At 52.8% G+C, this 20,354-nt stretch carries 18 protein-coding genes; 2 read left to right on the top strand and 16 right to left on the bottom strand.

What is annotated here, in order from left to right; translation table 11 throughout:
• The first annotated feature begins 32 nt into the window (after positions 1-32).
• Positions 33-746, top strand: coding sequence for a B3/B4 domain-containing protein (locus tag CRO74_RS28770; protein ID WP_144035993.1), 714 nt, complete (start codon positions 33-35; stop codon positions 744-746).
• A gap of 132 nt (positions 747-878) precedes the next feature.
• Here CRO74_RS28770 and CRO74_RS28765 read toward each other — a convergent pair whose 3' ends face one another.
• From CRO74_RS28765 to CRO74_RS28695, 16 genes are all read right to left on the bottom strand, one after another.
• Positions 879-1,946 (bottom strand): AI-2E family transporter, encoded by a 1,068-nt coding sequence (locus tag CRO74_RS28765; protein WP_097131326.1) that lies wholly within the window; start codon positions 1,944-1,946, stop codon positions 879-881.
• Between the two features lie 106 nt (positions 1,947-2,052).
• Positions 2,053-3,435 carry an L-serine ammonia-lyase gene (locus tag CRO74_RS28760; protein WP_097131574.1) on the bottom strand — a complete coding sequence of 461 codons (1,383 nt, stop codon included), beginning with the start codon at positions 3,433-3,435 and terminating at the stop codon, positions 2,053-2,055.
• Between the two features lie 79 nt (positions 3,436-3,514).
• Positions 3,515-4,270 carry an oxygenase MpaB family protein gene (locus tag CRO74_RS28755; RefSeq protein WP_179830333.1) on the bottom strand — a complete coding sequence of 252 codons (756 nt, stop codon included), beginning with the start codon at positions 4,268-4,270 and terminating at the stop codon, positions 3,515-3,517.
• Positions 4,254-4,388, bottom strand: a complete 135-nt coding sequence (locus tag CRO74_RS32275) for a hypothetical protein (protein WP_262508254.1) — start codon at positions 4,386-4,388, stop codon at positions 4,254-4,256. The genes CRO74_RS28755 and CRO74_RS32275 overlap by 17 nt, the downstream gene beginning before the upstream one ends.
• Positions 4,389-4,411: 23 nt before the next feature.
• Positions 4,412-5,137, bottom strand: coding sequence for an OmpA family protein (locus CRO74_RS28750; RefSeq protein WP_097131322.1), 726 nt, complete (start codon positions 5,135-5,137; stop codon positions 4,412-4,414).
• A 60-nt stretch (positions 5,138-5,197) separates the two neighbouring features.
• A complete protein-coding gene (locus CRO74_RS28745) occupies positions 5,198-5,755 on the bottom strand; it encodes a pyridoxamine 5'-phosphate oxidase family protein (protein ID WP_097131320.1) in 558 nt (185 codons plus the stop codon).
• Positions 5,756-5,814: 59 nt separating this feature from the next.
• Entirely contained in the window at positions 5,815-7,269 is a 1,455-nt protein-coding gene (locus CRO74_RS28740) for a phytoene desaturase family protein (RefSeq protein WP_097131318.1), read from the bottom strand.
• Positions 7,270-8,517, bottom strand: coding sequence for a sulfite dehydrogenase (gene soxC, locus CRO74_RS28735; protein ID WP_097131317.1), 1,248 nt, complete (start codon positions 8,515-8,517; stop codon positions 7,270-7,272).
• Position 8,518: 1 nt separating this feature from the next.
• Complete coding sequence (locus CRO74_RS28730) at positions 8,519-9,121, bottom strand: c-type cytochrome (RefSeq protein WP_097131315.1); 603 nt, start codon at positions 9,119-9,121, stop codon at positions 8,519-8,521.
• 347 nt (positions 9,122-9,468) lie between these two features.
• The gene (locus CRO74_RS28725; RefSeq protein WP_097131313.1) at positions 9,469-11,181 is read right to left on the bottom strand and encodes a hypothetical protein; all 1,713 of its coding nucleotides are present in this window, start codon (positions 11,179-11,181) and stop codon (positions 9,469-9,471) included.
• A gap of 7 nt (positions 11,182-11,188) precedes the next feature.
• Positions 11,189-12,547, bottom strand: coding sequence for a hypothetical protein (locus CRO74_RS28720; RefSeq protein WP_097131311.1), 1,359 nt, complete (start codon positions 12,545-12,547; stop codon positions 11,189-11,191).
• A gap of 318 nt (positions 12,548-12,865) precedes the next feature.
• Complete coding sequence (locus CRO74_RS28715) at positions 12,866-13,753, bottom strand: cyanophycinase (protein WP_097131309.1); 888 nt, start codon at positions 13,751-13,753, stop codon at positions 12,866-12,868.
• Positions 13,754-13,886: 133 nt separating this feature from the next.
• Positions 13,887-15,230 (bottom strand): RagB/SusD family nutrient uptake outer membrane protein, encoded by a 1,344-nt coding sequence (locus CRO74_RS28710; RefSeq protein ID WP_097131307.1) that lies wholly within the window; start codon positions 15,228-15,230, stop codon positions 13,887-13,889.
• Between the two features lie 19 nt (positions 15,231-15,249).
• Entirely contained in the window at positions 15,250-18,249 is a 3,000-nt protein-coding gene (locus CRO74_RS28705) for a SusC/RagA family TonB-linked outer membrane protein (protein WP_097131305.1), read from the bottom strand.
• A gap of 142 nt (positions 18,250-18,391) precedes the next feature.
• A complete protein-coding gene (locus tag CRO74_RS28700) occupies positions 18,392-18,676 on the bottom strand; it encodes a hypothetical protein (RefSeq protein WP_097131303.1) in 285 nt (94 codons plus the stop codon).
• A 515-nt stretch (positions 18,677-19,191) separates the two neighbouring features.
• Positions 19,192-19,785: a Crp/Fnr family transcriptional regulator gene (locus tag CRO74_RS28695; protein WP_097131301.1), complete on the bottom strand. Its 594-nt coding sequence runs from the start codon at positions 19,783-19,785 to the stop codon at positions 19,192-19,194.
• Between the two features lie 120 nt (positions 19,786-19,905).
• On the opposite strand from CRO74_RS28695, the gene CRO74_RS28690 reads away from it, so the two are divergent.
• Positions 19,906-20,322: an OsmC family peroxiredoxin gene (locus CRO74_RS28690; RefSeq protein WP_097131299.1), complete on the top strand. Its 417-nt coding sequence runs from the start codon at positions 19,906-19,908 to the stop codon at positions 20,320-20,322.
• Positions 20,323-20,354: the final 32 nt, after the last annotated feature.

Raw genomic sequence — 20,354 nt, 5'->3', positions numbered from 1 at the left:
GTCCCGCCTTGCGGGACCAGGGGTTTCTGACCATGAATCAATCACAAATTATACCAGACATTACCATATCAGCCGAGGTATGGCAACAATTTCCGAACCTGCGAATTGGCTACATCGCTGGATACGGGCTCGATAATACCCAGGGTTCTGACGACTTATGCGCGCTCTGTCAATCTGCCGAAAGTGCCCTGAGGAGTAGATTCGGGGCGGTTGACTCGCTGGCTCTGGAACCGTCAATTACTGGGTGGCGTCAGGTGTACCGGGCTATTGGCGCTAAGCCTACTACGTTCACACCCACAGTTGAGGCTCTCCTGAAACGCATTCTGAAAGGAAATCCAATGCCCATTATTAACAAGGCCGTAAATGCTTATCTGATCGCTGAAATGGAGTCATTGGTTCCCCTGGGCGGCTACGATCTGGATACGATTTCGGGTCCAATCCAACTTACGAAAACGACCAGTCCATCTCCGTTTATCGGGTTTGGAGGCAGCGTTGTCGAAACAATGGTTGGGGAGTTGGTTTACCGGGACGATCGGTCCGTATTAACCAGGCACTGGAACTATCGGGATGCGCTTCATTCCCAAATTACCGAAAACACCCAGCGGCTTATACTGATGGCGGAAGCGCCCGATTTGGCAACTTCTGACGATGTTCTTTCGCAAACGCTCCACCGGGTAGAAACGCTGTTAAAAACGTATTGTGGTGGCACCTACCAGATTGGAATCTGGAGGAATGAAACGGATTAAAGCCAGCAGCCAGCCCGTTTCAAACCCTTTTTTGACGACACCCCTGCACATCTGTCTTATGTGCTGAAGTAAGTAAAAGAGCGAAAGAGTGAAATCCGGTTTGGATCAAACGCTCTTTCGCTCTTTCACCTTTTATTTTACCCTTTGAGCCTCCGTTTCCACTTTTTCCTTTGCTACGGCTACTTCTTTCTCCTGTTGTTTGTTCTGCCGCTCGAATACCTGTATCAGCACGATGAAGTAGGAGAGGAGTAGCGGACCCACCACCAGGCCTAGAATGCCGAAGATGGGTACGCCAAGCACTATACCGGCCAGGGTAACCAGCGGATGGATGTCGCCCATGCGCTTGGCCAGCATGATGCGAAGCAGGTTATCGATGTTGATAATGACAACCACGCCCACCACCAGAATACCAATTCCCTGATTCGTATTACCCTGCGAGAGTTGAATGAGTCCGGCTGGTCCCCAAACGAGGGGCGTTCCCAGTACAGGAATAAAGGCCATAAAAAAGGCTACCGTACCCCAAAAAAGAGCATCGGGTACGCCAAAAATCCAAAGTGTGGCACCGGTCAACACTCCCTGTACCAAACTGACAAGCGCCTGCCCGATCACGTTGGCGTTTACATTATTTTTGAGCGACTCACCTAATTCTTTCTGTGTATCTTTTTTGAAAGGCAGGTATTTCTGAAGTCCGGCCTGAAAGGCGTCCTGCTGTACAAACATAAAGTACATGGTAAAGAACATCAGACCCAGAATCACGATAAAATCCAGTGCGCCACCCGCCAGGGAAGGCAGCAACCGACTGGCATAGGAGCCACCCTGCCGCAACAGATTCTGAATGTTTTCCTGACTGGTAATCTGATAGCCGGTCATTTCTTCTGCTTTCTTGGCAAGATTCAGAATGTCCTCCGTATGCTGGGAATAATACTGAATCCGGTCGATAAGCAACAGGCTCAGCGTCAGGAAGGGCATGATGATAACAACTATTGAGAAAATAATCAGTAGTGTTGTTACCAGCGATTTATTCCAGTTTCGTTTGATGGCCAGGGCTGTGAACCAGGGTCGGAAAACAACATAGAGAATGCCTGCTCCTAAAAAAGCCGATATGTAGCCGCTTAAGCCATAGATAATGAAGCCTGCAATCACGATCAGGCTGGTTATGAGCAGGATACGTTGCTGCTGAGGTGTGTAAATATTAGTCATAAATAAGCGTAATGCTGCGTTTGTAAGCGTTGTTTAATAAAACACGCCAATCGCCCTGAAATGTTTAGAATTGTACCGGACAGCCTGGCTGTACGGCACTCCTCCGTCAACATTCCGTCGCGCTCAGGGCCAGTCCTGCTTCGGAGGTCTCTTTGTATTTGGTAGACATATCGCGGCCGGTGGCTTTCATGACTTTGATGACCGAATCGAGCGATATTTTCTGAAAGTGGGATGCTCCTGATGTGGCGAGTAGATAGGCATTGTAGGCTTTTACCGCTCCCATCGCATTCCGCTCAATGCACGGAATCTGCACATAGCCACCAATGGGGTCGCAGGTCATGCCGAGGTGGTGCTCAATGCCAATTTCGGCAGCGGCTTCGATTGGCCCAATATCGGCGGTAGGCTGGGCGCAGCGCGTTAGGAAGGCGGCTCCCATAGCCGAAGCGGTGCCGATCTCGCCCATACAGCCCATTTCGGCCCCCGAAATACTGGCGTTGTGCTTCACCAGGAAGCCAATAACCGCAGCCGCCAGCATACCCGCCCGCATGGTGGCTTTATTGTAGTGAAAATGATGTTTGGCCAGAAAGGTTAATCCCGGAATAACGCCCGACGCGCCCGATGTAGGGGCCGTCACGACTATACCTCCAGCGGCATTCTCTTCTGAAGCCGCCAGACAATACGCATTCAAAAAGATCAAAAAACCGTCCGAGGACTGGCTCATTCCCTTCGCCTGTTGAAACAGGATAGGCGCTTTGCGGCTGAGTCTGATGGTACCGGGCAACACGCCTTTGTGCTTGAGCCCGCGCCGAACGGCCTTGTGCATGAAGTCGAGCAGTTGATCGAGCCGTTGGTTCACCTCCGTGCGGTTTCGGCTGGTAAGGGCCATTTCATTGGCCATGAGTAGCTCATCCAGTGAGAGGGCGTGATCGGTCAAGAGTGCTTTCAACTCCGTCATGGTGCTATACGGATACGGCACATGTCGTGCATTGGCACTTGCCTCAGGTTCACCTTTACGGATAATGAACCCGCCCCCAATAGAATAATATTCTTCTTCGGCCATCACCTCCTCACCCGACGTTAGTTTAAGTACCATCGTATTGGCGTAGGGGGAGTCATAGCGTTTCCGCTCGAAATGAATCTGTTGTGTACCAACCTCAAGAGCTTTCTCACCAAGCGGAACCGGGTATCGAACAGCCGGGTCGCGCAACAGTTTCAGCATGGCCACAGGGTCTGTCGATTCCGGTTGCCAGCCCAGCAGACCGGCCACCACCGCCCGATCGGTACCGTGACCTTTGCCCGTGGCACTCAACGACCCATACAGATATACGTGAATGGCATCGGCCCGTTGCTGCACATCAGGTGGTAGTTGAGCCAGCCGTTGCCGGAAGTCGAAAGCCGCCTTCATTGGACCAATGGTGTGCGAGCTCGAAGGCCCGGGACCCACCTTAAACAGATCAAAGACAGAAGTTGTGATGGGTGAAGATGCCATGTTGATGAAGTTGTCTGGGCCAAGCTCCAGCTTGGCCATGTAGACCGTTCGATGGCCAGGCTGGAGCTTGGCCCCGACGCTATCTGTCCAGCTCCCGAATCTGGTCCAGGTACGCAGTGGGTAGCAATATACGCTGGACAACTGACCGAAATCCTAATCCAATCAGGATTTTATATAAACCTATTGAATAGGCCAGAGCCGGTTTTTTGGGTAACTCCAGTTGCTGAACAACCTGCTTTGGCACGAGGACAGCCTGTACCTGGCGAAGCAGATTATAACGCCAGCTACCCAACTGCTCGCGATACCGCTGGAATAGCTTATCCGTAAATTCACTATGGACCAAGTCCCGATTTAAATGGGCTTCCCGGTCGATTTGCCAATCGGCTAAAGTGCCTGGTAAGTCAGGGACATGCATCCCCGCGCCCACCTCACGAAAGGTGCTGAACACTTCATCTTTTTCGGAATTCGTTAATGGGCGGTGCAGCGTTTCGAAGGCGCGCATGGAGTAGTCGATGAGCATGTACAGCACATCTCGATAAGCCCAGTCAGGGATCTGGTAGCCACGTTTCTGCTCAACCCCCCCGTGAATGGCACTCATGCGGGCAATGGCTTGACGGGCTTTATCCTCGGGCGCGAAGACAATCTCCTGGGCGTACCGAACGGTTGAGAATAAGCGAGCAATTGGGTCGGCGGGGAGCTTACCGGTAAAAAATAGCCAGTCTACCGCCCGATTCAGCGCGAACTCGGCCGCTGAACCGGCAAAAACCAGCAGGATCACATCGGCATCACCCCATATCTCGCGAACGATGGAGTCAGGTTTAACGAAATACGTCATTGGCATTTGTTGTGCTGGCGCGGGGTTGACCCCGTGCCTGTTCATAAGTCAGCATTCGCTGACGTGGTCCGGCCAGGCTTTCCAAGAGCCAGCGAATGCTGGCAGTATGTACAAGCACGAGGTCAACCCCGCGCCAGACGCCTACATGGCTAATACAACAAATTCAACGCGTCGGTTCTTTCGTTTATTTTCTTCTGTGTCGTTTGGCGCGGCAGGTTTGCTGCTCCCGTATCCGTTGTGTCGGAGTCGACTTTCGGAGATGCCGTTGGTGACGAGGTAATTGGTTATAATCTTGGCCCTGTTTTCAGAAAGGGCCTGATTGAGCCGTTTATCGCCCACGTTATCCGTATGCCCGGCAATTTCAATCACCAGTTTTGGTGTGGTCACCAGCGTTTTTATTAGCTTGTTCAGTTGGGGAAACGATTCGGGCCGGAGAACGTAGCTGCTTTGATCAAAGTAGACATTGTCGAGTCGGAAGGTCTGATTAATTTGCAAATCCCGAAACACACTATCGGCCTTTTCCTCTTTCTCCAGCCGGACTACATAGCCATACGTGGCGCAGGTATCGCAGGAAACGACCATTAGCTCTTCGGCTTCGTAATAACCGGGCGCACTGGCAATAACGTTCAGGGTATCGGTACGGGTTAAAATGAACTCAAATGGCTTGACAGGCGCGCTTTTGCCAATAAATTTCTTTTTAGCCTGCATGGCCTGTATCGTAAACTGCGCTGGTAATTCTGCCGATGTCTTATCATCAACCGCCGAAATACTGAACAGGGTTTTTTGTGTTTTAACGGGCAGTTTAACCTGTGCGAAAAGGGATGAAAACGAGAGCAGGCAAAAAAGAGGTAGTAGTACGGCGCGCATTATGGTACGATTTGTGAGTCACACCCTTGCCGTACTGCAAATAAAATGCCGGATATATGGCTACACCTGATGCAGACCTAAATTTGTTGGCAGTCCATCCAGACTGGTCAGGTTATTTTCCTGCACATACTCGACCAGGCCATCTTTCCCTTTTTTCCCGGCCCACTTGAAATGAACATCACGTTCGCCCACATAATCGAACAAAGGAACACCAAAACCGCAGGAGGTTTGGACGAGATTAATATCGGCAATGATCAGCTGACGGGTGCTGGGGTAAATCGTGAATTCGGGTGCATAGGTCTTCCACTCCTCGGTCTCGGGCAGTACAGTATGGCCCTTTCCGTACAGGCGGAGAATATTGGGTGTGCCTTCGAAAGAACAGAACATGAACGTAATCCGGCCGTTTTCCAGCGTGTGCGCCGAAGTTTCATTTCCGCTGCTGATCAGATCCATGTAACCTACCTTGTTGTCGCCCAGGACCCGGAAGCAGTCGAGCCCTTTGGGTGACAGGTTAATGTGACCGTCTGCACTCAGAGGGGCCGTACTTACGAAAAACAGGTGCTGTTCCTGGATGAAGTCTCTGTGTGCTGCTTTGATGGAATCGTGAAATTTGCCCATGTGTTGACAAGAAATAGTTGTCTGTTATACGTACAAAACTACCTATTTCTCAGACCATTTCAACTCGTTGCCAGCGTGATCGGCACGGGCAAGCCAAAGCCTTCCCGAAGGGCAACCCGAGCGGCATGGTAGCCGCACATGCCGTGTACGCCACCACCCGGCGGGGTTGATGACGAGCAGATAAACAGACCCGGTGCCGAGGTTTGGTAAGGCGAAAAGCTAATGACCGGACGCGTATACAACTGCATAATGTCGATAATCCCCCCGTTGATGTCGCCCCCGATGTAGTTCGGGTTGTAAGCTTCCATCTGTACCGTGTTCATCGTATGCCGAGCCAGAATCCGGTCGCGGAAGCCCGGTGCAAATCGCTCTACCTGCTGCTCAATAACGGTGGTTTGATCCACGGTCGAGCCGTTGGGGACGTGGCAATACGCCCAGGCGGTGTGCTTGCCTTCGGGGGCGCGGCTGGCGTCGAACAGACTTTGTTGCGCCAGCAGAATGTAAGGTTTGTCGGGGTGTTTTCCGTCGGAAGTTGCCTGTTCGGCATCGGCAATTTCCCCAAACGTGCCGCCTATATGCACCGTACCTGCCTGCCGACATTCGGGGGCCGTAAACGGAATGGGGCCGTCCAGCGCCCAGTCGATTTTGAAGACGCCCATGCCGTAGCGGTAGCGTTCCAACTGCGTGCGGTAAAGCGTAGAAAACCGCTCACCGGCAATGCTGAGCAGTTGTTTAGGCGTCACATCGAACAGGACCACCCGCGTTGAGGGAATGTCTTTAAGCGTAGTAACCCGCCGGTCGGTCTCGATTTGTCCGCCAATCGACCGGAAGTAGGACGCCAGCGCGTTGGCGATGGTTTGCGAGCCTCCTTTCGGAATAGGCCAGTTGTAGAGGTGCCCAGCGGTCATGAGCACCAGGGCAATCGCCGAGGTGGCTACGTTGCTCAACGGCTGTATCGAATGAGCGGCCATACCCCCAAATAGCCCCTGGGCTTCTTTGGTTTTGAATCGTTTGACCAGTTGCGTGATGGGCGGCAGCGCATTCAGTCCGAAACTGGCCATGTCGATGGGGTGCTTTGGGAAACGCAGTGGGCCAAGTATATCCGGGGCCATGCCGGGCCAGTGACGGACAATGGGCTCCAGCAGATTCCGGTAGGTCTGTTCATCGGCACCCAGCGATTGCGCCGTTTCCGTCAGTGATCGCCGGAGGGCAGCGGCCGTGCCATCGTCGAAGGGATGGGCAGCGGCAATGGGCGGTTCAATAAATTCCAGCCCGTGATCGGCGAGGGGGAGGGTTCTGAACAAAGGAGACCCAACGGCCAGCGGATGAATGGCGGAGCAAATGTCATGAACGAAACCCGGCTGGGTCAATTCGGCCGAGCGAAGGCCCCCGCCAATGGTGTCTTTGGCTTCCAGAACGAGCGTCGACAGCCCCGCCCGCTGCATGGTAATGGCGGCACTCAATCCGTTGGGGCCGGAGCCGATAATGACGGCATCATACTCTGTTTTAGCCATCTACGTGGTTTCGGGTTTAAATAAGACCGTTCCGTCGGACTTGATCTGCCAGGCGGTGATGGGGTTGAAATGATAACCCGATTCGTTCCCACGGGCATCGGTTAGTTGCTTTAACGTGGGCTGGCGATACCCGGTTTCGTCGGTTACGCGGCTCAGAATCTCCGTAGCCTCGCCGTGCCATTGCCACAAGTACCGGAAAGCCGTGTGGGCCTTGTCCAGCACGGGGTCCTGTAGGGTGGCGGGTGCCCAAGTCTTACCAGCATCGGTACTCACCTCGACCCGAACGACCTTGCCGCGCCCACTCCAGGCCAGCCCCCGAATCTCGATCCAGCCTTTCTCCACTGTCTTCGGGTAGGCCGGAAACGTAATAATCGAGCGAGCGTCAATATCGAAACTGAACTGCCGGAATTTTCCGTCTTTAATAGGCTCCGTGTATTTCGACGTTTCTTCGCGGGTCATGAAGGGCTGGTCGGATAACTCCAGTCGGCGGAGCCATTTGACGGATGTATTGCCCTCCCAACCCGGTAGAAACAGCCGGACGGGGTAACCCTGTTCGGGCCGGAGGGCTTCGCCATTTTGGGCGTAGGCAATGATGGCATCATCCCAACCTTTCCTGACCGGAATGCTGCGGGTCATGATGGCGGCATCGGAGCCCTCCGCCAGAAACCAGCTTGCCTTTGGCTGAACGCCAACTTCCCGAAACAGGGTCGAGAGTTTCACGCCCGTCCACTCGCTCTGGCTGGTCAGGCCGCAAACGTCCTGCGGTGTTAGTGTCTCTTTTCCCGTTCGAAAGTTGCCTGAACATTCCAGAAAGGCAATGCGCGAAACCGACGGAAACCGTTTTAGTTCGGCCACGGTGAAGGTCATGGGCTTGTCGACCATGCCGTGAATGAGTAGCGCATGTTTGGCGGGGTCGATGGCCGGAACACCGGCGTGGTGACGCTCGAAATGAAGATCGGAGGGGGTTATGATGCCGTAAAAATCCTGCAAGGGCGATCGGGAGGAGGTTTCCGATGGTTTCTTGACGAGCTTTTCAAAGGCAGAACGGGTGCCCACTTCGCCGGGCAGTGGCCCTACGCGTTTCGTGGGGTCGTCGGGCAGTAATTCGGTGGTCGAAACACCTTCCTGAATGGTTTTGCCCGAGGCCGTCTGGACAAGGACGACAGCCGCCGTAGCCGCCCCGCCGAGTAACGTCCGGCGGGAGATGTTGCCCGAAAGCTGGTCGATATGAATGATTTTCTTTTTCATATTACTTGATCTCCGGGCCTCCTTCCCGATCGTCGGGTACGAATAGTTTTTGGGCAGGCATCACTACGGTAGGCAACGTTTGCGCGTTGATAATCGTTTTCTCACCGATGATGCCATTGGCTGTCAGCAGGTAAGCTGTGAGGTTATAGACTTCCGCATTCGTCAGGGAACCCGGCTCACTGAACGGCATGGCCCGTCGGATGTAATCGAATACGGTGGTGGCGTACGGCCAGTAATTGCCAATGGTTTTCTCCCGCCGTTTCGTGGTCGTCTCGTTGGTCGATACCAGTGAACCATTCGGTCCACCGACGCCCCCCACGCCATGACAGGCCGCGCATTTTGTCGCGAAAATCACTTTTCCGACGGCCGCTGTACCCTCACCCGCCGGAAGTCCCTTGCCATCCGGACGAACATCAATATCGAGCCGGGTAATCTCCGCAGAAGTCGCTTTTCGTCCGAAACCGAAGCTGGTGGGCCAGGGAACCGTATCGGGTCTGGCAACGGATAGGCCGGTGAATTCTTTCCCGTTGGCGGGAAAACAACCATCCAGTGTAACGGCAACCAACGCGCCGACCAGACAGATGTAAAAGGGAGATTTTCTCATGTTTACGGTGGCTTACGTTAGAATTAGCTCCTGAAAAAAGCTGGGTAAGGGAAGCTCATTCGTAGGGAGTGGTTTTGTTGTATGAAGTGGTGAAGTTAAGACGAGCGTAAGTATGTACAAACAAATTGGAGGGATAGTAGCGCGGGTTTAGTTTACTACTGCCCTTCATGTTTACGTAGGTTTTGTCATGCTGACGAAGGAAGCATCTTCGGTAAGTGGATAAATAGCTTCAATCGAAGATGCTTCCATCGTCAGCATGACAAAAAAAACGGTCCTATTTTTTTTTCGTGAAATCAAATTCCGTTGTGTGAAGTCGGGTTTGAGAACCCGACTTCACGGAAAAAGCCTCAATATTCCCCCGCATTCAGCGTGCTTTTCGACAGAGCATACTTCCGGTTGACCCGGTCGAGCACCACGTAAATCGAGTCTTTGTTCTCGTTGATACCCGTCAGAATAACCCGCGAGCCGTCCGTTGTTTTGTACCACAAAATCATACGCTTCCGTTTGCCATCTTCCTGACGCGCTTCGGATTTTATCCCTTTCTGCCGACGAGTCGTACGGGCAATGGGCTCGATCTTTTCATATTCAGGACCAATGTTCGCCAGCGCTGGTTTGGGTATCCAGTTGTCGGCTGGTTTCTCGGTTCGGTTTGATTTCTTCGTTGCACTTTTGCCGGAAGCTTCACCGTCGCTCTCTCCACCTTCGCCCCGTCGGCCGGATGTTGGGCGGTATTTATCCTGCAAATACAGAACATGATTGACCGGATCGGCATCGTAGTAAAACACCCGCTGACCACCGGCAACCCCCGTTAGTTCGAACGTTCGGTTGAGGTCGCGCATGGGTGAGCCGCCCCCGTTCGAGAGGTCAAGCGGAACGGCTTTATTTACCTTAAAGGTAAACGTCGACCAGTTTTCGAAGGTGGCTTCCTGCCAGCGAACCGAATCCTGGGGTGAGTAGGGGATTTCCTTTCCATTTAGCCGAAAATCGGATACGGCATAATTGCCCCGTAGCTCCCGAACGCCTTTCTGGGCGGGTTGTTTGTAGGGATCGTATCGGAAGTTGACGTACTGAATCCAGAACAGAAGCACCAGGAAAATACCGATGGTTGCCGTTTTAAGACCGATACGGGCAAGTTTTTGCCAGGCTTTCGCAAACGACGGATAATAATGGGCAGGAATAGTAAGCTGTTCTTTGATAAGGAGGGTGTACAAATCCCGAACATAATAGACCAGCAAAAAGCCCGAAAGCAGCACGAAGTACGAGCTGTAACCATGCACACCGCCATCGTAGGCCAGATTTACGTAGACAATATCGGCCAGCGCCCCGAACAGGAGAACGGCCCCCCAAAAGGTCGTTGCCCGGAAGAATAACAACGCCCCGGCCAGCACTTCAACCACGCCCGTAAACACCTCATACCAGGGGACGATCCCAATGGAAAGCCAGTAGATTTTCTGGGCGGTCAGGTCGCCAAAGTTTGTGTTGAGCAAGCCCATTGACGGGTAAGGCAACTGCGTGGGGAGTAACTTAGTGAAGCCGAAGCCAATAATACCGATACCCGCCCGATACCGGACAACCACCCGAAGCCAGTAATACAACAGGTTATAATCGCGCGGTTCTGCCCGTCGAATCCTGACAACGGCAGTCCAGATCAGTCCAGCGACAGCCGAGACCAGGAATAGAAACACCCATTCGCCATAGCCCATCCAGGCGGGCCACCAGCTTACGCGGCCGAGGATGTTGGGCTGAAACCGCGCCACATCATATAAGTCGCGGTAGTGCAGATGGAGCCAGTCGAGCGAGAATACATTCTTGTACCAGCCCGGATTGGTGGGCAGCGACATGACGATGAAAAAAACAAAGGCGATGCGAAAGGCAATCTTTTCGCCCGGTGTCCAGATTGGGTAACGGTTGCTCTGCCGGACTTCGTCGGAAGTTTTTGGGCCGCTGGCTAATGACTTCGACGCCGACGATTCTGTATCAACTCGCCGGTTGTCGGTCAGTTCTTCGGGAGTGACCAGGCCTAGATCGAGTCGTTCGGGGTTTATGTTGGGGAGTGCCATAAGAAGGTTAGTAAAGAGTGAGCGTACCCCGACGACCGGCTTTGGCCGCTTCGTTCAGCAGGTATTTTTTGTTGACTTTGTTCAGGACGACGGAAATGGAATCCCGGCTTTCATTCAGTCCGGACAGGCTAATCTGGTTAGCGCCGGTTCGCTGGTAATGCAGCGTCAGCGTTTCGTTCGGGTAATTCGGGTTCCGGTTTTTCAGCGACAGCACCTGCCGGGTAGAGTCGATCTGGTAGCTGTAATAATGCCGCCCGGCTGAACCCGCCAGTTCATACGTCCGGTTGGCATCGTCGGTTTGAATCTGTTCAGTATTGGTTCGATCCAGAATAACCGGCCGGTTCGACTTGATGCTGATGGTGTTCCAGGTTTCAAAAACCACATCCTGCCAGCGTACGGAATCGGTCTTCGAGTGAGGCAGGGTTTCGCCCGCCAGGGTAAAGTTCTGAACTACATATAATCCAGCCGCACTGGGCAAACCGGTTGTTTTCGGGAATTGATACGGGCCACTTTTATAAGCCGCGTACGTTTTGTAGCCGTAAAGGAAAACGGCGAAGAAGATGAAACTGCCTTTCAGAGCCAGTCGGCCATACCGTTGCCAAGCTTCGGCGAAAACAGGTTTGAAGTGGTTAGGTAAGGTAGGCTGAGCGAGAGAAACCACCCGAAATAACCGGATTGCATCGAACGCAAACAACACCAGCGCGAACGTAATTAACAGGAAACTATACACAGACTCACCCCCTTCGTACGCCAGATTTGAGACAAAAACATTGCCCAGAAACGGAATGATAATCAGCGTACCAATGGCTGTTGTTTTCCGATTAAGCAGCAGTAGCCCGCCCAGAATTTCGACGAAGCCCAGGAAGGATTCATAGGAAGGGACAATGCCCAGACTGAGCGAAAACAATTTCCATGCCGTAAAATCACCATAGGGCGTGTTGAGGTTGCTGATGGATGGGAGCGGAGCCAGTAAGGGGAACAGCTTGACGAACCCATAGGCGAAGACGGCCACCGCCAGTCGATAACGGAGTATGACCCGCAGCCAGTAATACAAGGCGGTGTAGTCTCTCCGGTTCTGATCACGGTACGTCCAGATCAGGGTGCCTATACCCGCAATGACCGCCACCGCTGCCCAGTTGACAAACGACTCGGCCGGACCGAAAAAATGCGGGGCATAGCGCGCCAGATTGAACAGGTCGCGGTAGTAAAAGGCACCCCAGTCAATCGAAAGGAGGTCACGGTAGAACCGCCAGTCGAGCGGGAGGGCCTGAATGACGAAGTAGATAAAGACAAAGCGAAAGAGCGTCTTGTCCGTTCGCGTCCACGCCGGTTCGGATGGGGTAGGGTTATGGCTATGATTTTGCATAGTAATATATTCTATAGAATATATAGATTAATTATGTTTTGAATAGGTTGGAAAATTTAAACATAAGTCGTTCCGAATTGTAGGCAGGGCTGTTGGGCATAGTCTGTGACTATGTCCGAGTGTTATCCGGTCTCTGACCGGTCGGCTCGCCAGGACTGATACGCCGGTCAGAGACCGGATAACGCCAGGACAATAGTCACAGACTATGCCCAACGGCGCTTTCTTTTTGTCATTCCGAGGCACTAGGAATCTCAAGCTCTCCCAACAGGCAACTTTAAGATTCCTGGTGCCTCGGAATGACAAAAAGAAAAAACAGCTCTACTTCGCCGGTTCGTTCGCTCGCTGGGGTTGCGGGCTGATCACTTTACGCGCTTTCAGGTCAAACGTTTGCCCTTTGCTGATGAAGTAGAACGGGCCGCCGGTACTGTTCTGCCCCGATGGGTATTTGGCGCTGTTGGCAATATGGTTGGCTTCGTAAATACCCACATACGAGTTCCCGATGACCTCGAAGGTGTTCTGCTGCACCACAATGGCCGTTCCTTCGTCGATGGCAATGCCCAGTAATTCGGGCCGGGCTTTGATAACTTCGACCAGATCGAACTGACGATTCCGGCGCAGAAAGTGCTGGTCGATGGTGACGTTGTGGAGGAAGTCGAGCCCCTGCGTGTGGTCGCCGACCATGATCGAATTACCTTTGGTGTCGCCCCGAACCATGAACGAACCCTGGATGGTGGCACCGGCGGAGGTTCCGCCAATCACCCCACCCCGACTCAGCACGGCGTTGAACTCTTTATGGGCCAGCGTATTCAAATAAGAATCCGTCAGGCGCCAGTGTCGCCCACCCACAAACCATACACCGGTTGCCTTCCGAATGGGGGCCACAAACGTTTCCTGATTCGCCACTTTAGGGTCGCGGGTGTGCAGGATGGTGATGTTTTTGACACCCAGACTCGTCAGTTTTTCTTTTTCGCGCGGGGCACTGCTGGCCGATGAGTCTTCACCCGCCGTAGGGATAATCACGATGTTGGCGGCTGCCGGACCACCGGCCAGTTCGATGAATCGGTTCCAGAGATCGTTGCTCATGGCACCGCCCCCCACAATAACGAGGGCCCCTTTTTCGGGGCCAACCGTTTTGGATGATTGTGCCCTGAGCCCCCCGGCGAGCAGGGTCAGGATGAGAAGTGGTAAAACGAATTGCTTTTTCATGTCAGGAGTTTGGTTTCTTGTTATGAGGGAGTTAATACGCAATGGCCGAAGATAAGTTAATTCAAGTTGCTAGATGGGCGGTTTCGTACAACGGATTACCAATCCGTTGTACGAAACCGCCCATAAACTGATGTTAATACCCTTGATTCTGCGTCAACGCCTTATCCGCCAGAATTTCGCTGTTCGGAATAGGCAGCACGTATTTGGTGGCGTCGGTAATGCCCAGCACGGCGGCTGCTCGTCCGGTGCGGATCAGGTTGAACCAGCGGTCGGCTTCGAACGGGAACTCCACCTGTCGTTCGGTTTCGATGGCCAGCAACAGGGCGTCTTTGGTGGCAGCCTGTGAAGCGGGGACGCCCGCCCGGTCACGAACGGCGTTCAGGTCGGTGAGGGCAGCGGCTGGTTTGCCCAGTTGCGCCCGCGCTTCGGCCCGAATCAGGTACAGTTCGGCGATGCGGATAACATAAGCCGGGTCGGTGCCGAGCGGGATGCGGTAATAGAGTTTGCCGTACCACAAATTACCCGGAGGGCTGGTTTGCGCAATCAGGTCTTTCCGGTTGCCGCCTACGTTGGGGTCGTTGAGTAAAACAACCAGAGCCGCATTCGGTGCCCATTCCCGCCGACCGCTTAGTGCCGGGGGTAACCACCAGTTATAATGCCCGTTTTTGAATGAATTGGTATAAGCAATCTCAAAAACGGATTCGGGTGTTGCTGCCGCATTGTTCGCGAAAAAGGCACTATAGGGCTTGGCCAGTTTATAATTGGCGGCATCGTCGATGAGTTTGCTGGCATAGGTCTCGGCCTGTTCCCACTCCTGACGATAGAGGTGATACCGTGCCCGAATAGCCCAGACCGTTTTGCGGGTGATCTTGTTTCGGTTGGTCGTTTCGATTAATAATGGCTCGGCAGTTGTCAGGTCTTTCAGCACCTGTGCATACGATTCGTCAACGCTGCTGCGTGGAATGTTGGTGTTATCGGCCGGTGTTCGCGTTGCCTTCAAAATAAGTTGTACACCACCCCAGCCACGAATTAAATCGAAATAGGACAACGCCCGAATCGCATAAGCTTCGCCCAGAATCTGGTTTTTGCGGGTAGCCGTTAGCTGGGGATCGGTAATCGTCGGGACGGCTTCGAGCAGGTAATTGGCTTGCAGGATGGTTCGGTAAATGGCATTCCAGGCTGAACCTACATAGCCATTGTCGGCGGTGAGTTTACGGGCCGTAATCTCCTGCGGAGCCCCCTGCGAACCCGTCCATTGAACATCGCCACCCGATAGATACGCCAGTGCCTGAAAGTTTGAGCCGTAATACCCATCGCTTCCCAGGCGGTTGTACAGGCCGTTAACAGCGGCTTCGGCCGTACTGGCATTGGTGATGGCCTGCGATTGATCGACCTGCAAATCCGGCTGTACCGTTAAAAATTGCTGGCAACCCGTTAGCAGGAGGGTGCTCAGCAGTATGTTGACTATTTTTTTCATGAGGAGTAATGCTTGCTGATCAGAGAGTGAGGTTTAGGCCAAACTGAGCGGTTCGGGGTTGCGGGGGCGTGCCCAGATCGTAGCCCTGGGTGGTGGGATCGGCGGTGACGTTCACCTCCGGGTCAGGACCCTGGTAGTTGCTCAGCAGCCAGAGGTTAGAGCCGTTGTAATACACTCGTGCCGACGAGATGCCCACCTTACGCAATACGGCCTTTGGAATGGTGTAGCCAAATACGAGCGAGTTCAGCCGGAGAAACGACCCGTCTTCCACAAATCGGCTGGTCGGGCTGAGGTTGTAATTGTTGCCGATGGTCGTTACACGCGGCACATCCGTAATGTCGCCCTCTTTCTGCCAGCGCTTCAACTGATTTTTGTTGATGGCCCGCCGATCGTCCCGCGTCCCGCCCGACTCATGGAAGAAGCGGTTGTTGTTGAAGACCTTACTGCCGTAACTGAAATTGAAAAACACCGACAGGTCGAATCCTTTGTAGGCGAAAGTATTATTCAGTCCACCGAAGAATTTGGGTAGCGCACTGCCGTAAAACTGCCGGTCGGCCACGGTGATTTTGCCATCTTTGTTGACATCATCATAAACCGCATCGCCCGTTTTGGGGTCAACATATAATTGCCGGTAGACATAGAATGAGTGAAACGCCTGCCCCTGCGCCATGCGTTCGGCCGCGTAGCTGGCATCGACGGGAATGGATAGTTTTTCGATGCGGTTTACGTTCGCGGCAATGTTAAAGCTGGTAGTCCACTGGAAATTAGGCTTGTTGATGTTCTGGGTATTGATCCCGAATTCGAGCCCCCGGTTGCTGATTTCGCCATCGTTCCGGTAGATGCTGGAAAAACCCGAACTTTGCGCCAGCGGTACCTGAAGCGACAGGTCGTACGTGTATTTGGAATAGGCGTTGATCTCCAGGCCGATACGGTTGTTTAGCAAGCCGATATTCAAGCCAACGTTGGTTTGGCGGGTGGTTTCCCATTTCAGTTCCGGGTTGGCCAGTTGAACAGGTACGGTTCCCGGATTATCGAGGTAGTTGTTGCCCCCGCCCCATAAGCCGCGTGATGCATAGTTGCCGATGCCGTTCTGGTTGCCCGTCCAGCCAACACTGGCGCGGATTTTTAGATCGCTTACGACGTTAACATCCCGTAGAAAATTTTCCTGCTTGAGCTGCCAGGCCACCCCCGCCGACGGGAAATACCCCCAGCGATGCCCTTCGGCAAACTTGGACGATGCATCGGCCCGAAGGCTGGCTTCCAGGAAGTACTTTTTCGAGAAATTGTAATCGATCCGCCCGAAAAACGAGACCAGGTTGTACTGGTTGCGGTTGGAAGAGGAAGTCGTTACCGAAGCCGATGCGATCTGCTTGAAAGCATCCGACGGGAAATTGGTGCCCTGCGCCAGCGTCTGCGTCGACACGTTTCCCTGCAACGTATTGCCGGCCAGCGCCCCAAAGTTGTGCTGTATGCCGACCGATTTCCGGTACGACAATGTCTGTTCATTGATCCAGATTGTGTTTTTGCTGACGCTCGATGTGGCCAGCCCTTTGCTCGCGCTACCCCGGTTGGTCAGGGTATTCCAGTACTCGTATTCGTTGTAATCGTTGTAGTCGATGCTCCAGCTACTGCGGAGTTTCAAGCCGCTGGTAATGTCATATTCGCCATAAATGTTGCCGATGTAGCGGGTACTGGTGGAGTGCATATCGGTGTTGTTGATCAGCACATCGAGGTTGTCGAACCCTGCCCATTTGGCATAGGTGCCATCTGTATTGAATTTTGGCAGATAGGTCGGCGTGTGTAAAGCGGCCTGTAAAATGCCGCCCTGGGGTCCATCGCCAACGCGAGCATTGGTCCGGTTCGACTGAGAAAGGATGTTGCTGGTACCGATGCGAATTTTATCGGTAATATCCTGATCCAGATTCAGCTTGAAGCTCGCCCGCGAGAAGTCGTTGGTTCGTAGGGTTGCCTGCTGGCTCGTGTAGCCCCCTCCAATGTAAAAGCGGGTTTGTTTGGTGCCGCCCGAAACGGCCAGGTCGTAGTTTTGCAGCGCCCCCGTTCGGAAAATATCGTTTAGCCGGTCATAAGTGGGTTGGTCTTCCGGCAGGCCGCGACCGCCTTCCGAAACCGGCCGGAAGGGTCTTGTCGCTGGCGATTTTCCGTCGTTTGTCCAGGCTTCGTTAATGATGGTTGCGTGCTCGGGACCGGTGACCAGATCCCACAGCTTAGGTGCCCACGCCTGCCCAATGGATGCGTTCAGGCTAACCTTGGTTTTGCTGTTATAGGCCCCCCGTTTGGTCGTGATCAGTACCACGCCATTTGCGGCCCGTGCGCCATAAATAGCGGTGGCCTCGGCATCTTTCAGGATCGAAATCGACTCAATATCAGCGGGGTTAATGTCTGCCAGTGGATTGTTGGCCTGTCCCTGCGTCGTAATTTTCTGAAGTGACTGGTTGTTAACAAATACCCCATCGACCACATACAGCGGGTCGTTGCTCGCGTTGATGGACGTGGTGCCCCGGATGCGGAAGAAAATACCATCGCCCGGCACACCCGTATTGGCTGCCACCTGAACACCGGCCGCCCGACCCTGCAACTGCTGGTCGAAACTCGCTACGGGACGGTTTTTGATTTCGTCGGCGTTGACCTGCGTAATGGAGCCGACCAGATTTTTGCGATCCTGCGTCCCGTAGCCAACGACCACCACTTCGTTCAGTTGGGAAGCGGATTCTTTTAAAAAAATCTCAAGGGTATTTTTTGCACCAATTTTAACCTGAGTGCTCTGGTAGCCAATGGCCGAGATAATTAACTCGTCGCCCGTGCGGGCTTCCAGACTGAAAAGCCCTTCTGCGTCGGTTGTAGCGCCTTTTGTCTGATTCTTAATGACCACATTGGCACCGGGAAGGGGTTCGCCGTTATCGGTTCGAACGGTGCCCGATACACGCGTTGCGGTTGATTGTGCCAGCAATCCTCCGCAGGAGAGTAGCCACACTACTCCCGCAAATAAAAGTTTTTGCATTACTTTGTTCTGGTTATGTGAAAATGAGGCTTGTCAGAGCCTTGTTGTTAGCCAGCCGGAACGGTTGCCGCCGTTTCGGCTTTTTTATGCGCGGGCAACTCAGTTGCCGCTGACTTGCCCGCCGGTAATCGAATTTTACTTCTTATTGTACTTCCCGTACGCTCACCATACCCTGTATCGACTTCAGGCGATTCACCAGGAAGCCCTGCGCCCGCTGTTCTTCCCGCATCTGGACGGTGAGCAGGCCCGTTGCCTGTACCCCATCCCCTTCAAAATAGATGGCCCGAATGGTGTACGAACCATCCTGAGGTACGGTACTGGTAATGTCACTGACAAAATTCAATCGGTCGAAACCCGCAAGTTGATACGTCACGTGTGCAACGTGCCCTTGTGTATCGGGTAGGGAGGAGGTAAGAAAGGGGCGCATGGTTGGTTTGTGGTCGCTACTGAAAGCATTATATTGTTGATTAATTCTATTGATTTAGTAGGTGAATGTGTAGTTCACTGTAACTGACAAGGTAGTCTTGGGTGTGAATGATAGTGAGTGTTGGAAAGGTACATCGAGCCGGGGAGCCGGTCAATGGGGACTTAGCCGCAACAGCAGGGGTACATCGGCTGCCGACACATGCTCCGGTCTTCATTAAAGGAAGCCGTGATGGTTAGGGTCAGAATAGCCAATGGTTGTAGCGGGCTCATGGGTATTGAATGGGTCAATGACTGGTACTCTTTCTAATTGCTGGGCAAAGGTGAATAGTGGATTTTATTTTTCCAAAGAAAATGTAAAAAAATGATTATCAGATGATTACCTAATAGTCTATCGGGATTTAGGGTTATTCGCGTGTGCAAATAGTGACCATCAACAGGTAAACCGGCCTGAATACAATCGCTTAACTGCGTGTAAGTTTTAGACTTTGAGGGGATTACGGAGTTGCGTTGGCACATCTATTTATGGGCGAGTTGTGCCCGAATGCGGCTTAGCGAAGGACCTTTTACGCCTAAGTACGATGAGATATGCCCGAGCGAAACCCGATTCAACAGGTTAGGCTGGTTTGTGATTAAATCTATATAACGTTCTTCGGCTGTCTGCGTCAATAAGCTTTCCGACCGGAGTTGGTTCATCAAAAAGTATTGCTCCGCCAGGAGTCGGCCGAAGCGTTCCCAGCCGTGCGAACGCTCATATAGCTGTTGCAGATGGTCGTACTGCATCACAAACAACTCGGCGTCTTCCAGGGCTTCAATGATGTATGGGCAGGTTGTGCGGGTCAACAGACTTTTCAGCGACGTAATGAAGTTGTTTTCTGTCGCGAAATAGAGGTTGTGCTCCAGTTCGGTTTTAGGGTCGACGTAATAGACCCGAAATATACCTCTCACGATAAAGCCAATATGCCGACAGAGCGAATTGGGATTATTGAAAAAAGCGTGTCGGTTTACTGTTCTGGCTTGCCAGAACTCATGCCCGAGGGCAATGTCGGCGTCTGAAAGCTGGGCAAATTCGTGCAGTTGCTGGTGTAGGATTTGGTGTTGGGAGGAGGTCATGTTGTAGAGCTATTTTTCAAAAACGGCTATCACTTTTTAACATAGGTGAAAAATTGGCTAAACCAGACCTGCTACTTTTGGTTCATCAAACAAACACAAACATAGTCAACTCTTACTAGTATGAAAATTACCCGCAACGCACAGGCACATTGGGCAGGAACCGGCAAAGATGGACAAGGAACAGTAACCACCGCCAGTACTGTCCTGAATCAAACGCAGTATTCGTATAAAACCCGTTTTGAGGACGGCGTAGGCACCAACCCTGAAGAACTGGTAGCCGCTGCTCACGCTGGCTGTTTTGCTATGCAACTGGCCTTCAACATCCAGCAGGCTGGCTTTGCTGCCGATACGCTTGATGTGAATTGTGCTATTTCCCTCGAAGATGGCGCGATCTCCAGTTCCGTCCTGACATTAAAAGCCAGCATACCCGGCATCGACAAGGCAAAATTCGATGAGCTGGTCGATCATGCCGAACACAACTGCCCTATCTCGAAATTATTTAACACGATGATCACCGTTAACGCAACGTTGGCGTAATAAAAGTCTTGTTCATATAAAAGGCCAGCCCG

It is taken from the genome of Spirosoma fluviale, from assembly GCF_900230225.1.
Taxonomy (GTDB): Bacteria; Bacteroidota; Bacteroidia; order Cytophagales; family Spirosomataceae; genus Spirosoma; species Spirosoma fluviale.
This window is presented reverse-complemented; position numbering and strand designations above follow the sequence as displayed.